This is a genomic window from Thioclava sp. SK-1 (assembly GCF_001705665.1).
In the GTDB taxonomy this organism is placed as follows: domain Bacteria; phylum Pseudomonadota; class Alphaproteobacteria; order Rhodobacterales; family Rhodobacteraceae; genus Thioclava.
This window is the reverse complement of the sequence record NZ_MDHA01000019.1, coordinates 1-15,125: the sequence shown is the minus strand read 5'-3', so window position 1 is coordinate 15,125 and position 15,125 is coordinate 1. Positions and strand designations below refer to the sequence as shown.

Sequence of the window (15,125 nt, the reverse complement as noted above, 5' to 3'; positions counted from 1 at the left end):
CAAACCAAAATAAACACTCAAACTAAACAAAAACGCGCAGAAATCGCAAAAATCATGAAAAAATACAAGAAAAACGCGCAGAAACCCGAATCCTCAAACAAAAATAATACAAAAACCAACACCAACACATAAGCCAGCACGCAACATTATGAAAAAGACCCGCCACAAGGGCGGGTCAGTTGGTCCAACAGGAAGTCGGCAGTAAACTTAATTCGTTTCGAGATTCGAGCCGATGAACCATGTATCTTTATCAATGATCCGGCTGGCTTCAGTGAACAGATCGGCCGTGTCCTCGTCCCCGGCATCACCGGCAACCGTGATAGCCTCGCGCAAAGAGGCTGCGACGATCTTATAGCGATCCGTCAATTCGCGGACATGTTCTTGTACCGATGCAATCTTGACAGGGTATTCAGGCAGGCTCGTTGCGCTGGCAACATGTTGTGACACGCCATTTGGCACGCCACCAAGGATCACTGTGCGCTCTGCGATCGTATCAAGCACTTCGCGTAGATTTCCGGCTGTGGTGTCCAGTAATTCATGCACACCGATATAATTCGTTCCACGCAGCGTCCAATGCGCCTGTTTTACCGATAGCTCCAGATCGATGACCAATGGCAGGTTCTTATTCAGCACTTCAACCGAAGCATTCGCGGCTTCATCAGACAGACCGGAGGCAAAGCGTTCGTGTGTAGCAAAATCTTTCATGACTCTCTCCGTCAAATATGTGGGGTCAGGGCTACATCTTGGGCCGGACCCAAGGCGCCCCGGCTTTCACAGGTTCAACGCAGCCGCCGCGCAGTGCGTTCCCACAAATTTTATAAAATTCAGCCCGCCCGGTTTCAGCCCGCATGACCGATGCCCGGCCATGCTCTTTGTAAACGACACATGATGGGGCACGCTGGCCTTCCCCCCGGGGAATACACATAGTCAAACACGCCAAGGGCACAGGTGAAACACGGCGCTTTATAGTGGCAACTGCGGCAAGCGCTCTCGCCAACCGGGTGCCAGGCGCACATGTTTGATCGCACGTCGGTGGAATGTATAGCTAAGGTGCAACGCACCATCGCGCCCTTCCAAGACCCACGGATAGGACATCTCACGGTTCTGTCCATCAAGGGAGTTATTGCTTAGGCAGAGCCCATCTCCATCCTCGATCAGGAAACGCAGCGGAAAACTTTGCCCGCCATCATGTGACAGGCACAGCGCCACCGGCGCACGCGGAACGCCCCAAATTGGCACACAGCCCCCTGCGGTATCGGCATCGGGACGATCATCTTCTTCACCCAGTTCATCATATAAGGATGCGCGCCGCGCGGCTGACATTGTCGCATCCACCGGGTTGCAGATCATCGCCACATTCCCGTCCGCCAAAACCGTCACCGCAATGGACGAGTTATTGTTGGGCACATCGGTTGGGGCTGGTGCAGACCATGTGCGGCCACCATCCGTGCTTATGGACCGGTGCACGCGATCCGCCTGCCTGCGCCGGTAGAATGCCGCCAACTGTGATCCCAGATCAATCGGGCACATATGCACCGAACCGGTAGAGAGCGGAACCTCATGATAAGCCCAGGTCTGACCGTTATCCGTGCTAAGACCATAGGCGGCCACATCATGGCTGCCGGTCCATTTTTGCCCCGGGCGCGATGTGCAACGAAACAGCGGCAACATCCATGCTTCGCCGTCCAGGATTTGCATCGGCGCGCGCACGAAACAGCCCCGCGGCAGATCCAGATACCGATCAGAAACCACCGACAGCTGCGCGCCATCACGCGACAGCTGCGCCATCCGGATCAGGCATTCATCTTGATTGCCATGCGGCTGCGCGGTGTGGATCAGATAGAGCCCCCCCTCCGGGCAGGTAAAGATCACCGGGTTTTGCTCAGATCGTCCGGGATCGCCGCTAAGCGTGCTGGTTGGCCCCCATCTCTCGGACCCGCGGGGTAAAATCGCGGCCCGGATTGCAATATCCGATTTGCCCTCTAACGAACCCCCAAACCAGGCACAGACCACCGCCCCATCCGACAATTCGTGCAAAAAGCTGGCATGGTTTTGATCGGCAGGCGATGGCAAAAGCGCCTCCTCCCGTCCCGCTAACACCGGATGAAGCTGCCCGGACATCGCCGCAGCGATCTGTTCAACACGCATGGAATCCTCCCCTTTAATAGGAGTAGACCCGGCGCGCACCAACATGTCAATATATCTGTAAACTTGTTATGCGAAAATCGTCACATGTCGCGCGATTGCCCCATCCGCAAATCAATGAAGCCGCCGCCAAACAGCCGATCACGCGAATGCTCCAAATGGCCGCGCATCAGCGTCGCCGCCTCAGCGCCATTGCCTGCGGCAATCTGGGAATAGATTGCGCTATGTTCGTCCAACACGTCTTGCAACCCCTTCGCCCCATCCGACATTAGGGACTGCCCGTGCATTTTCATCCCGACATTGATGTGATCGCGCAGCGCCCGCATCGTTGCCTCAAAATATTGATTATTGGACGCCTGCGAAATCGCCAGATGAAACGCGAAATCAGCATCTTCACGATGCTGCATTGACCCGGTTGCATCACGCAGCAAATCCAGCGCCGCTGCAATTTTCTGCAGCGCCGTGGCGTTATGGCGCTCTGCCGCCAGCTCTGCGGCTTGGGTTTCCAACACGATCCGAAATTCATAACAGCGCTGAATATCCGCCAATGTTTCCACCCGCGCATAGCCCACAGGTGCCGTCACCGGAATGCGCACAAAACTGCCGGCGCCCTGCCGAGAAAAAATCAGCCCCTCTTCGCGCAAACGATCCAGCGCGGCGCGCAAAACCGGGCGCGACACGCCGAACTCCTGGCTAAGCGCATTCTCGGCCGGCAATTTCTGATTGGCAGGATATTCACCATTGGTAATCCGCGTGAACAACAGCTGATACACCCGTTCGGCCAATGTGGTCTTTGGGCGCGTCTGATCATCCATCTTCAAGTCTCCTGCCAATATCGCGTCCTGAGTAACCTGCCCGACCTCGCTTGGCAAATCTTGTCAACTTGGCAGGAGATAAGCGTGATCGTCCTGATGGGATCGTGCCACAGCCATACTAGGTCACCAAATAGGCCGGATCAATCACGCCGCCGCTGGCGTGGCGGCTGATGTTACCGGACCAATGCTGTACAATCCGCGCAAAATTATCCCGCGTGCGCCCACCGGAGTGGGCCGAAAGGACGGTGTTGGGGGCCTGCCGGATCGGTGCATCCGGGCGCAGCGGCTCTGGGTCAAACGCATCCAACCCCGCCGCTGCCAATTGGCCAGAATGCAACGCGGCCACCAACGCGGCTTCGTCAATCAAGTCGCCCCGCGCGGTGTTGATCAACACAGCCCCCGGGCGCATCGCGGCCAGAACCCGCGCGTTAATCAACCCGCGGGTCTGCGGGGTTGAGGGCGCGTGAAGGCTGATCACCTCTGACCTACGGATCAGATCCTCAAATGGGATTGACCCCGCCCCGCCAGATGCACGGTTGTGCAGCACCTCGCATTCAAAGCCGCGCAGACGTTTTTCAACCTGCTGCGCAATCGCCCCATAGCCCACCAGCCCGACCACGCGGCCCGTCAGATCCCGGCCGATCTCATACAGGTTGGGTTCGGCCCAGCCGCCGTCGCGGATCAACCTGTCACCCGTGACAACCCGGCGCAGCGCCGCCAGCATCAGCGCCACCGTCAGATCCGCAACCGAGGGCGCATTCACACCCGGGCTGCGGGCAATTGTGATACCGCGTGCGCGGGCCTGTGCAATCGGTATCCCATCCGTGCCGGTGCCCCATTGATGGATCATCCGCAGGCTGGGCGCATGATCCAAAAACGCAGCAGGCATTTTCACCGCCCGCACCAGCGCATATTCCGCCTGTGGCAAAATCGCGATCCTGTCACGATCATCGTTGGAAGCACAGAACAACAGCTCTTGCTCTGGCCCAACCAACTGTTGCAGCCGTGGCCGCGTTTGCGCATCAAAATATTCCAAAATGGCAATTTTTGGCATGTTAGGCCCCTTGTCCATAAAATCGCATACTGTCTGTCATAACGAGCCACCACCGCAGATGATGATCGTTTGTCCGGTGATCGCGCCCGCATCCGGCGACAGCAAAAATGCCACCGTTCCGGCCACCTCCTCTGGCCGCACCATCCGGCCAATCGGCGGGCATTTCGGCCGTTGCGCTGCGCGCGCCGGATCGCGCAGCATCGGCGTATCAGTGGCCCCCGGCGCCACGATATTCACCGTAATCCCACGCGGCGCCAGCTCGGCCGCGACCGAACGGACCAGCCCTGACAGCGCCGCCTTCGATGCCGCATATAGCCCGCGACCTGCGGCACCCCCGGCCACCCGTGACCCGATCACCACGATCCGGGCACCGTCGCGCATCTTTGGTACCTGTGCGCCGATCAACCGCGCGGCCACATCCACATGCAACCGCCACATCTGCGCGCCGTCATCATGGTTGAATCCGTCATGTCTCCCCACCCGCAACAGCCCGGCCGCATGGATCAGCGCATCGCTTTCAGGCAAATCGTGCAAGACCGCGCCCAGCGCTTCTTCATCGTCCAAATCCACCGAAATATGCCGATATCGCCGCCCCAGATCAGGGTCCCGTCGCGCCAGACCGGTGACGGACCAACCCTGCTCCAGCAACCGCTGTGCCAGCACCTGTCCGATGCCTGAACTGGTGCCGGTAATAATCGCATGGCCCATGATATACCCTTCCGTCATGTGAACAGACCTGTCCCGTTCACCGCATCAAGACACGGCGCCAAGATAATACAACACATTGTTTTTGTTATAACTTATGATCAACCAAGCGGTTATAGCGCAGTGACGACAGCAGCGACAAACCGATGAATCCCGCCCCAAGCAGCCCCGTTACCACCTCTGGTATATGCACCAATGTCTGCGCAAACATGATCACCGACAGCACCAGGATGGACCAAAACGCACCGTGTTCCAGATACCGGAATTCGGTCAAGGTCTTGCGCTCGACCAACATGATGGTCATCGACCGCACATACATCGCCCCAATTCCCAACCCAATAGCAATCAAGAACAGGTTCTGCGTCAGCGCAAAGGCCCCGATCACCCCGTCAAAGCTAAAGCTGGCGTCCAGCACCTCCAGATATAAAAACGCCCCAAGGCCGCCACGTGCCACCTGCCCGGTCGCATCCGAGCGGTCCAGAATCTGCCCCAGCAGCTCCACCCCCAAAAACACGATCAGACCAAAGACCGATGCGTATAAAAACGTGCCGCGTTGCGCCTCGGGCAGGGCCGAGGAAAACCCAAGCATAACCAAAAGCACCAGCGCGATCTCTGTCCCTTTGATCGCGCCAAACCGGCGCAGGCTGCGCTCAATCCCGCTGATCCAATCCACATCCTTTTCCGCATCCACGAAATAGCTCAACGCGACCATCATCAAAAACGCCCCGCCAAAGGCGGCGATCGACAGATGCGCGCCGTGGATGATCTGGGCATATTGCTCTGGGTCCGTTGCGGCCAGACGGATCGCTTCAATCGGGCCGATGCGCGCCGCAACCACGACCACAAGCAGCGGAAAGATGATCCGCATTCCAAAAACCGCGATAATGATCCCCCATGTCAGAAACCGGTGCCGCCAGACGGGCGTCATCTGTTCCAGTTTATTGGCGTTAACGATGGCATTGTCGAAGGACAGCGAAATCTCCAGCACGGCCAAAATTACGCCAATCATCAGAAAGGAAAGCGCCCCTGACATTGTCCCACTATAGGACCAGCCAAGCCAGAACGCCCCCAGCAGACCCGCTGCGGTGAACGCATAGGCCCATCCGAAATATCGCAACATCTTATACGCTTTCTTTTTGTGGCAGGTAGCCTGCCAAATCGACCGGCGTGATCAAATCCTCGCCCGCCAAAAGCGCTGCGATATTGTCCACCACCAATTGTGCCATCGCATCGCGCGTCTGCACCGTCCCCGATGCGTGATGCGGGTATAACGTTACATTGGGCAGCGCGGTCAGCGCCGGGTTCGCATTGGGTTCACTGGCATAAACATCCAGCGCCGCCTGCCCCAACCGCCCGTCTTGCAATGCCGAAATCAACGCATCCTCATCCACCACAGATCCGCGCGCGACATTGATCAACAGTCCCTGCGGGCCCAGCGCCTCCATCACCTGTGCATCGATCAGATGGCGCGTGCCGTCACCGCCCGCTACGATCACAATCAAATTGTCCGATTGTCGTGCCAGCGCCGCCAGATCGGGCTGAAATTCCCATGCCACATCTTTGGGGCGTCGGTTCCAATAACGCACCAATTGGCCCATGGCTTCGGCGCGTTTGGCAATGGCCTGCCCAATCGTGCCCAAACCGACGATCCCGGTCGACTGACCTTTCAGGCTGGTTTGCAAGGGCATCGGCCCGGTTTCAGCCCACAGGCCAGAGCGCACATGCGCCTCCCCGGCAACCATCCCGCGACGCGCAGACAGCAGCAGCATAATCGCGCAATCGGCCACATCATCGCAAAGCGCGGTAGAGGAATTGGTCAGCGCAATACCCCGTTGCGCCATAGCTGTCAGATCAAAGCTTTCAAACCCCGCTGACGAGCAGGCCACCAATTCCAAATCCGGCATCGCTGCAATCATGTCCGCGGTGACAGGCGCATGCCCATTGGTGGCAATGGCCCGGCATCCGGGCCCGTATTGTGCAACGAATGCAGGCTTGTCTTGTGCCAAATCCCAGCGGTGCAGCGTATAGGCCTGCTCAAGCTGCGCCATCGCCTTGGGTCGCATCGGATAAAGCATCATCACATCAGGCTTGGTCATTATGCCACCTCTTTGCCCAGCCGCGCCGCACGCCGGCGGGCCTGGATTTCGGGATCCGGGTCCAGCGACGCGGCCAGAAGGTCACGCGTATATCGCTCTCTCGGGTGTTCAAATATCTGGCGCACCGGACCCTGTTCGACAATCCTGCCCCCTTGCATAACCACTACACGGTCAGCGAAATCTCGCACAACGGGCAAATCATGCGCAATGAAGATATAGCTGAGACCATATTCAGCCTTCAGCCGATCCAGCAGCGCAATCACCTGCCCTTGCACCTGCACATCCAATGCCGAAACGGCTTCATCGCAGACGATCACGCGCGGCTCCAAGGCCAATGCGCGGGCAATCGCAATCCGCTGCCGCTGTCCACCCGAAAATTGATGCGGGTAGCGGTGCATATGTTCCGAATGAAGCCCAACCTGATCCAGCAGCTCGGCCACGCGCGACTTCCATCTGGTTTTGGGCAAAATATCCGAATGGATCGCCCAGGCTTCTGAAATCAGCTGATAAACCGTCATTCGCGGGTTCAGACTTTGCGTCGGGTCCTGGAACACCATCTGAATATCACGACGCATGCGGAAAAGCTCTTGGTCCGAAAGGGTAAACAGATCGCGGCCTTTGTAAATCGCCTGACCAGAGGTCGCCTTTTCCAGCCGCAGCATCAGCCGCGCCGTGGTGGATTTCCCCGAACCGGATTCGCCCACAATCGCCAGCGTCTCGCCCTCATGCAGGACATATGATACCCCTTTCAGCGCCTCAAACGCACCATAGGATTTGCGCAGGTCTTTCAGCTCCAGGATGGGGGAGGATTGCTCCCCCTCATGCAGCGCGCCCTGGCCCGGTGCCGCCGCCATCAGCCGCTTGGTATAGGGATGTTGTGGATTGGCATAGACCGCCGCCGCCGTGCCTTGTTCAACAATCTCGCCCTTATTCATCACGACCACACGGTCGGCCACCTCTGCCACCACACCCAGATCATGGGTAATGATCAAAAGCGCCATGCCGGTTTCCGCCTGAAGCTCTTGCAGCAATTGCAAAATTTGCGCCTGCACAGTGACATCCAATGCCGTCGTAGGCTCATCCGCGATCAACACATCGGGCTTCAACGCCAGCGCCATCGCAATCATCAAACGCTGCCGCTGGCCGCCGGAAAATTCATGCGGATATTTTGCCGCTGCCACTTCGGCATCAGGCAGCCCCACCTTGCGCAACAGCCTCAGCGTTTCAGCCTGTGCCTTGGATTGCGCCATACCGTGAATGGTCATTGCTTCTTCGATCTGCCAGCCCACGGTATAAACCGGGTTCAGATGCGCCAGTGGATCTTGAAAAATCATCGCGATCTTCTTGCCATTGATCGTTCGGCGTAGCCCGCGTGACATTTTCAACAAATCGCGGCCTTGATAGAAGATTTCTCCGGTTTCGATAATCCCGGGCGGACAGTCAATCAGATCCATCACCGCCGACGCCGAAACCGATTTTCCAGAACCGGATTCGCCCAAGATCGCCAAGACCTCACCCCGATCAATATGCCAACTGACGTTGCGCACCGCATGAACCGGCCCGCGTGCGGTTTGAAACGTCACCGTCAGGTTCTGCACCTGCAGCAACGGGCCTTGCATATCGCGATCAGCCATTTTTCTTACCTCCAATTTCCAGACGCCATCTTTGCGTCGGGTCCAGCGCGACGCGCATCCAATTCGACAAAAGGTTTAGCGACAGCGTGGTCAAGATGATTGCCAACCCCGGCCAGAACGACAGCCACCACGCGCTGGTCAGATAGGGACGGCCCTGTGCCACCATCAGACCCCAGGTGATTTCAGGCGGTTGAATACCAATCCCCAGAAAGGACAGCGACGATTCCGCCAGCATGACAAAGGCAAAGTCCAATGTGGCGATGGTCAGCAATGTTGGCAAAATCATCGGCATGATATGGCGAAAAATGATCCGCCCCGTTGACGCCCCCATCACCTGCGCCGCCTGCACAAACATCCGTTCACGGATTTCCAGCACCTCAGCGCGGGTCGTGCGCAGATAGATCGGGATGCGCGTGATGGCCAAAACCAACACGATATTGCCTACCGACGGCGCCAACATATACAGCACAATCACCGCCAATAGCAGCGACGGAAAGGACATGATCACATCCGCAAGGCGCGGTATCACCTGCCCAAGCCGCCCGCGCGAATAGCCCGCAATCAGCCCCAGCGACGACCCCACGATCATCGAGGCAACCACAGCCCCGGTGGCCACTGCAATCGTATTGCCAGAGGCCACGATGATCCGCGCCAGCAACGGCCGCCCCAGCTGATCGCCGCCAAGGATCATTAAGAACCCTTTCGACAAATCAAACGGCGGCGCGTTGCGCCCGCGCAAATTGGCCTTTGTAGCCACGCCATCCAACAAGATCGGCCCAAGGATCGCGCAACCAATGACGATCAGCACAAAGATCGCCGCCGTGGTTGCCACCTTATCCGCCCACAGCAGGCGCAAGATGGTGATGAATTTTCCCGGCTCTTTGGTTTTGGGAACCGCTTCGGTCTGGGTTTCTGTCATAGCCATGATCTCAATACCGGATACGCGGATCGAGCGCCGCATACGCGAGGTCGATCAGGATGTTCATAAGGAAGATGGCAAGCGCCGTGACCATGATCGCGGCCAGCACCACCGAGAAATCGCGCTGCAAGATGGAATCAATCATCAACTTGCCAACGCCGGGGAACCCAAAAATCGTTTCAACGATCACCGCCCCGTTTAACAGCGCCGCGGCCTGATCGCCGATCACCGTGATCACCGGCAACATCGCATTGCGCAGCGCATGGACGAATATCGTTTTCTTTGGCGTGACGCCCTTGGCGCGTGCGGTTTTCACATAGGCCGAACCCAGCGCCGAAATCATCGACCCGCGCACAACCTGCAAAATCAATCCGAACGGGCGAATAAACAATACGCCAATGGGCAAAATCCAATGCCAGACCGTGCCCGTGCCAGATGTCGGCACCCAACCAAACCCGACGGCAAACACCACAATCGCCACAATGGCGATCCAGAAATCCGGCGCGCTTGCCCCGATCAGTGAAAAGAACGTTGCGATACGGTCAAAAGCGCCGCCCACATGAAATGCCGCCAATGCACCCAATGATACAGCCGCCGCCGACACGATGGCCATGGTGATCACTGCCAATTGGAACGTCCAGACAAAGGCCTCGATCACCACTTCTAATGCAGGGCGCGCGCGGCGGATAGACTCCCCGAAATCCAACCGCACCAGATCCGCCACATAATGGCCGAATTGCACGATCAGCGGATCGTTCAACCCATGCAATTCACGAAAGTTTTCACGCGCTTCGGCGCTGGCATCGACGGGCAAATACAGATCCGTCGGATCACCGGTCAGGCGCGACAGAAAGAACACCGCAACGATCAGCAACAGCAGCGATACGCCGCTGGAGATCGCACGTTTTGTCAAAAATGACTGCATGGCTGAGCTCCGAATTGAAAGGGGCGGTGGACATGGGGCGCGACGACATCACAAAGCGCGCGCCCCAGCTAACCCTGCGGGCCTTAATTGAACTTGATCTGCGACAGCTGCAGCTCGGAGTTGGTCGCGATGGACGGTATAAAGTCCAATCGCTCACTTACGCGGCTAAAGCCAACCATGTGGAATAAGAACACATCGGCCGAAAGATCATGCGCAATTTCAAAGGCTTTCGCCCACGCCGGGCCGCGGCCATCACCCGCGGTTGCCGTAGCATCGGCAATCGCCTTATCCAGATCAGGATCGCAGATACCCGATTGCAAACCCTCGCAGGCATATTTGAAATACATCGAGAAAACGGGATCACCGCGGTTGTTATCATGCATCGCCTGAACCATCGACGGCACCGGCTGCGCGGCATAGGGTTTTGAATAGTATTTGACCCATTCCGCCACTTCGACCATCTGCAGTTTCACATTAAACCCGGCGTCGGTGAACATCCCATGCAGCGCCTCCATGACCTCGGTCACATTCGGGAAGTTCCCCAAACGCCCCAGCAGCAAAATCTCGGTATCCACGGCGACGCCATCGGCCTTGGCCTCCTCCAACAGCGCTTTGGCGCCTTCGGGGTCATAGGCAGGCACCGACAGGTCCTGATCTGCGCCCAATGTGGTTGGCACCGTCATATGGGTCGCAATTTGCGCATCCTCTGGCACCAATGTCCCCAGGAACGCTTCCCGGTCCACCGCCATATTCAGCGCCTGACGCACCCGAATGTCATCCAGAGGCGCGATAGAGCTGTCCAACCGAAGATACGTTGTTTCAGAGTTCGGATAGGCGAAATCCGTATCCGCGTTGGTGGCGTCAATCTGGTTGATAAGCGGCGAAATATCGGCCTCTCCCGTTGCCACCATCGCCGCACGCACTGCGTCATCTGAACGGAACAGATAGGTCGCCTTGGTCACTGCAGGCTGATCGCCCCAATAATCGTCACGGCGGTCTAAAATGATGTTCTGACCCGGGTTCCAGGCGGTCATGGCATAGGGGCCGGTGCCAACAGGGCTGCGGGTGAACTCCATCGGAGTCTCGGCTGGTACAATGGTCATCGTGGACATCAGCAAGGGCAAAATCGGCTGCGCAGGATCCGATGTCACATCAATCGTCAGATCGTCCACTACGGTTGGCGTAATCGTCATTCCGCCAAAATATTTCGCACCGATTTCACAGGTCAGATCCGGCGAAAGTGTGCGTTCAATCGAATGTTTGATGTCAGCCGCATCCAGCGTGGACCCATCTGAAAACGTCACCCCTTCATGCAGGTGAAACCGCCATGTGCCGTTGCCCCTATCTTCCCAGCTATCGGCCAGGCGCGGCATCAAAGAGCCGTCTTCAGGGTTCAGCTCGGTCATCGTCTCCGAAATATTTTGCAGCAAAACACGACCGATATTCGATTGCGACGACATGCATGGCTCAACCGTTTCCAGCTCCTCATTCAGCACAATCGTGACATCTGTATCCGCCGCCATCGCCGGGCCATATAGGCATAGCGCAGCAACCCCGCCAAGCAGGACATTACGATAGTTCATTGATTTTCCTCCCAAAAAACATGACGACGTCGTTTTACCGGCCTAGGTCGTCGTGCCGGATATTGACTGACCCTGCCGCATTCCTCCCCAGAAACACGGTCACCCTCCTCGGTCGGGTCAACCACAAGTTTACGGACCTTTACCTATCAGTCCAACCTAATCTGATGCATAATGATACCGTTTCGATATCACTCACACTGTTTCGCGTATCACCTCCGTTGCTTCGGGCTTGCGCCCGGTTGCGCTGCGGGCCAATGCGATGATTGCCCCGAAAATCAACACTGAACCAACCCATGTCGACAGCGGTGGAAGCTGCGCAAACAGCCCCCATCCCACCAGCGCCACAAGCGGCAATCGCAAGAAGTCCACCGGCGCCACCAGCGACGCATCGGCCAGCTGAAATGCCCGCGTGACCCCCAGCTGCGACAGCGCGCCAATCGCCCCTTGCAGTGCCAAAAGCCCCCATTGCCAAGGGCTTGGCCAGCTCCATACCAAAATCGCCGGGATCAGGGCCAAAGGCACGCTGATGATCAGGTTCCACGCCACCAATGTCTCGGCGCCCTCTGAACGGCCCATGACCTTCAGCATCAACTGAATCGTGGCCGTCAACACTGCGCCCAACAGGGCCAACATCAACGGTCCGCCCGCCCCCGGCGCCATCGCGGGCGATAAAATGCAGATCACCCCGATGAACCCCAAGGCCATACCCAACAGCCGCAACCGTCCCGGCACTTCGGACAGGATCAGCCACGCGCCCAGGGTTACAAACACCGGCGCTGCGAATCCAATCGCGGTCACTGTGGCCAAAGGCGCAGCCTGCAATGCGGCAAACATCGCCACCAACGATCCCAATTTCAGCCCGGCGCGCAGCACATGGCCGAAACGCGCTTGGGTGCGCAGCATCCCCGGACGGCGCGCGATCCACGGCAGCAGGGCGATCAACCCAAACAGCGCCCGGGTGAAGCCCAGCATTAGCGGATGCACCTCCCCCGCAAGCGACCGCACAATGGCCGCGTCAACCGCGCCCCCCAATGCCACGAGCGACATGATCGCAACCGCCCCGAGCTTCCACATTCAGACCTCCCAATCTCTTTTCCATCCTGCGCGAACATGACAACCTTGTAAACATGTAATTTAAAATTACTTATCGTATATAAAACAATGCGTTACTATGGTTTATATGATTCCCGTCATCGTTGATGAAAAACGACATGACAACATCACCCGAAAGGATCAGCATGAACGGCCAACGGATCGAACTGACCCAATTGCGCTATTTCGTCGCCGTCGCAGAAGAGCTGAACTTCCGCCGCGCTGCGAAACGGCTGAACATGACACAACCCCCCCTATCGCGCCATATTGCGCTTTTGGAACATGCACTTGGCACGGCATTATTTGACCGAAGCAACCGCGCTGTCCGGCTGACCGCGGCCGGCAAACGCCTGTTGATGGATGCGGCTGACATCCTCACCCGCACCGAAAGCGCGGTATTGGCAGCCCGTCAGGCGGCGCGCGGCGCCGCCGGCTCTGTCGAGATCGGCTTTGTCCCCTCCGCCTGCGTCGAGGTCATTCCCCGAATCGCGCTGCGCCTACGCCGCGAACTCCCTGATGTATTGCTGACCCTGCGCGAGGTCATGACGGTTGAGGCAACAGAATCCCTGCAAGCGGGCAGCCTGGATTTCGCAATTTTACGTCTGCCACGCGACAGCCCAAACCTGCCAATTGAAAAACTATGGAGCGAACCTTTCGATCTGGTCGCGCCCCAGGACCATCCGATCCTTAAGTTGGAAACCATCACGGTGGAAAATCTTCATGGGTATGATTTCATTGGATATTCTACTGAACGCGGTGGGTTCCTAGCCGAGGTGGTTCAAGGCTATCTCAAGGCGCATGGCGTCACCCCGAATGAGGTTTTCACCGTCGCCCAACGCCACACTGTTCTGTCACTCGTGAATGCCGGGATCGGCATCGCGCTGGTTCCGCGTTCCAGCCGCCAAATCGGGCTGCCCAATGTGGTGTTCCGCGACATCGGGCTGGATCGCAACGCACTGCATTCGGATCTGTATCTTGCAATGCGACCAAAAGATCCCGAACCCATTGTTGCGGCCGTGGCCAAAATCATCCGCGCAGAGTTTCAGGGCGAAACCCTGCCAAAGTTGTAAAACGGCCCGCGTCAAGGCGGGCCGCTTGCGCCTTAACGATTACGCTCTTTGCGCCACAGTTTAAACGCCTCCATATGTGCATCTTTGGTGCACGGATACAGGCCGATAATCGGCGTGCCATCCTTCACCCGCTCTACGACAAAATCTTCAAAGGCGGTCATCTCAACGCCCTCATCCGCGATCTCATCGGCAATATCCGCGGGGATGACGATCACACAATCCGCGTCCCCCACGATGATATCGCCCGGGAACACCGGCGCGTCGCCGCAGCCGATCGGCTCATTGATGGCGATCGCCTCATTATTGGTCAGGTTCGTCGGGCTGGATGGGCGCGTATGATAGGCCGGAATATCCAGCTGTGCGATCACGGCCGCATCGCGGAAACCACCATCCGTCACCACGCCCACACCACCGCGCACCATCAGACGGGTGATCAAAATATCCCCTGCCGAGGCCGCATCCGCCTGTTTGCGACTGTCCATCACCATCACCGATCCCGGCGGGCAGGTTTCAATCGCGACCCGCTGCGGATGTTGCGGATCACGAAAGGCTGTCAAAGGGTTACGGTCTTCGCGCGCGGGGATATAGCGCAGGGTGAAGGCCGGGCCAACCATGTTCTTCCCCTTCCAACCAAGCGGATGCACGCCCTGGATCACCTGATTGCGCAGCCCGCGTTTGAACAGTGCGGTCGCCAATGTCGCCACCGATACACCCATCAGCTTTTCACGAGTTTCCTCTTTCATCGTCACCCCTCCTCAGGCGATGTCCCCGGGCAAGACGCCATTGGGGATGTTTTGGTAACATACGGGGCGCAGGAAGCGGCGGATCGACAGGGTACCGACCGAGGTCGCGCCGAAATTGGTTGACGCCGGATAGGGTCCGCCATGCACCATCGTATCTGACACTTCCACACCGGTCGGGAAGCCATTTGCCATCACCCGGCCCGCCTTACGTTCCAGCACCGGCAGCAGGCGCCGGCCCAGGTCCGCATCGCCATCATCCAGATGCATCGTCGCGGTCAGCTGGCCTTCAAACCCCTTTGCCAATGCGATCATCTGATCGGCGCTATCCACCCGCACAACCAGAC

Annotated in this window: 14 protein-coding genes and 1 pseudogene; 1 reads left to right on the top strand and 14 read right to left on the bottom strand. The window is 57.8% G+C overall.

The genetic code is table 11. From position 1 onward, the window contains the following. Positions 1-207: 207 nt before the first annotated feature. The 12 genes from dps to BFP70_RS00610 all read right to left on the bottom strand — a co-directional run bounded on the left by dps (position 208) and on the right by BFP70_RS00610 (position 12,950). A complete protein-coding gene (gene dps, locus BFP70_RS00665; protein WP_066009153.1) occupies positions 208-705 on the bottom strand; it encodes a DNA starvation/stationary phase protection protein Dps in 498 nt (165 codons plus the stop codon). Between the two features lie 258 nt (positions 706-963). Continuing rightward, on the bottom strand, positions 964-2,148 hold the full coding sequence (locus BFP70_RS00660) for an exo-alpha-sialidase (RefSeq protein ID WP_066009152.1): 1,185 nt from the start codon (positions 2,146-2,148) through the stop codon (positions 964-966). Between the two features lie 80 nt (positions 2,149-2,228). Continuing rightward, positions 2,229-2,960 (bottom strand): FadR/GntR family transcriptional regulator, encoded by a 732-nt coding sequence (locus BFP70_RS00655; protein WP_066009151.1) that lies wholly within the window; start codon positions 2,958-2,960, stop codon positions 2,229-2,231. A 118-nt stretch (positions 2,961-3,078) separates the two neighbouring features. Then, a complete protein-coding gene (locus BFP70_RS00650; protein ID WP_066009149.1) occupies positions 3,079-4,014 on the bottom strand; it encodes a 2-hydroxyacid dehydrogenase in 936 nt (311 codons plus the stop codon). Between the two features lie 36 nt (positions 4,015-4,050). Further along, a complete protein-coding gene (locus BFP70_RS00645; protein WP_066009148.1) occupies positions 4,051-4,740 on the bottom strand; it encodes an SDR family NAD(P)-dependent oxidoreductase in 690 nt (229 codons plus the stop codon). 67 nt (positions 4,741-4,807) lie between these two features. Next, the gene (locus BFP70_RS00640) at positions 4,808-5,839 is read right to left on the bottom strand and encodes a DUF475 domain-containing protein (RefSeq protein WP_066009146.1); all 1,032 of its coding nucleotides are present in this window, start codon (positions 5,837-5,839) and stop codon (positions 4,808-4,810) included. Between the two features lies 1 nt (position 5,840). After that, positions 5,841-6,815 (bottom strand): 2-hydroxyacid dehydrogenase, encoded by a 975-nt coding sequence (locus tag BFP70_RS00635; RefSeq protein WP_066009144.1) that lies wholly within the window; start codon positions 6,813-6,815, stop codon positions 5,841-5,843. After that, the gene (locus BFP70_RS00630; RefSeq protein ID WP_255356543.1) at positions 6,815-8,449 is read right to left on the bottom strand and encodes an ABC transporter ATP-binding protein; all 1,635 of its coding nucleotides are present in this window, start codon (positions 8,447-8,449) and stop codon (positions 6,815-6,817) included. Before BFP70_RS00630 ends, BFP70_RS00635 begins: the two co-directional genes overlap by 1 nt. Further along, entirely contained in the window at positions 8,442-9,374 is a 933-nt protein-coding gene (locus BFP70_RS00625) for an ABC transporter permease (RefSeq protein ID WP_176715460.1), read from the bottom strand. Before BFP70_RS00625 ends, BFP70_RS00630 begins: the two co-directional genes overlap by 8 nt. Positions 9,375-9,378: 4 nt before the next feature. After that, the gene (locus BFP70_RS00620; protein WP_066009141.1) at positions 9,379-10,293 is read right to left on the bottom strand and encodes an ABC transporter permease; all 915 of its coding nucleotides are present in this window, start codon (positions 10,291-10,293) and stop codon (positions 9,379-9,381) included. A gap of 83 nt (positions 10,294-10,376) precedes the next feature. After that, positions 10,377-11,876 carry an ABC transporter substrate-binding protein gene (locus BFP70_RS00615; RefSeq protein WP_066009139.1) on the bottom strand — a complete coding sequence of 500 codons (1,500 nt, stop codon included), beginning with the start codon at positions 11,874-11,876 and terminating at the stop codon, positions 10,377-10,379. Between the two features lie 192 nt (positions 11,877-12,068). Further along, positions 12,069-12,950: a DMT family transporter gene (locus BFP70_RS00610; protein WP_066009137.1), complete on the bottom strand. Its 882-nt coding sequence runs from the start codon at positions 12,948-12,950 to the stop codon at positions 12,069-12,071. Positions 12,951-13,087: 137 nt separating this feature from the next. Between BFP70_RS00610 and BFP70_RS00605 the strand changes: the two genes are divergently transcribed. Further along, positions 13,088-14,038 carry a LysR substrate-binding domain-containing protein gene (locus BFP70_RS00605; protein WP_176715459.1) on the top strand — a complete coding sequence of 317 codons (951 nt, stop codon included), beginning with the start codon at positions 13,088-13,090 and terminating at the stop codon, positions 14,036-14,038. Between the two features lie 32 nt (positions 14,039-14,070). On the opposite strand, the gene BFP70_RS00600 is transcribed toward BFP70_RS00605, so the two are convergent. Both BFP70_RS00600 and BFP70_RS00595 read right to left on the bottom strand, forming a co-directional pair. After that, a complete protein-coding gene (locus BFP70_RS00600) occupies positions 14,071-14,781 on the bottom strand; it encodes a ribonuclease activity regulator RraA (protein WP_066009134.1) in 711 nt (236 codons plus the stop codon). A gap of 12 nt (positions 14,782-14,793) precedes the next feature. Continuing rightward, positions 14,794-15,125: pseudogene (locus tag BFP70_RS00595) on the bottom strand (aldehyde dehydrogenase (NADP(+))); the annotation flags it as partial.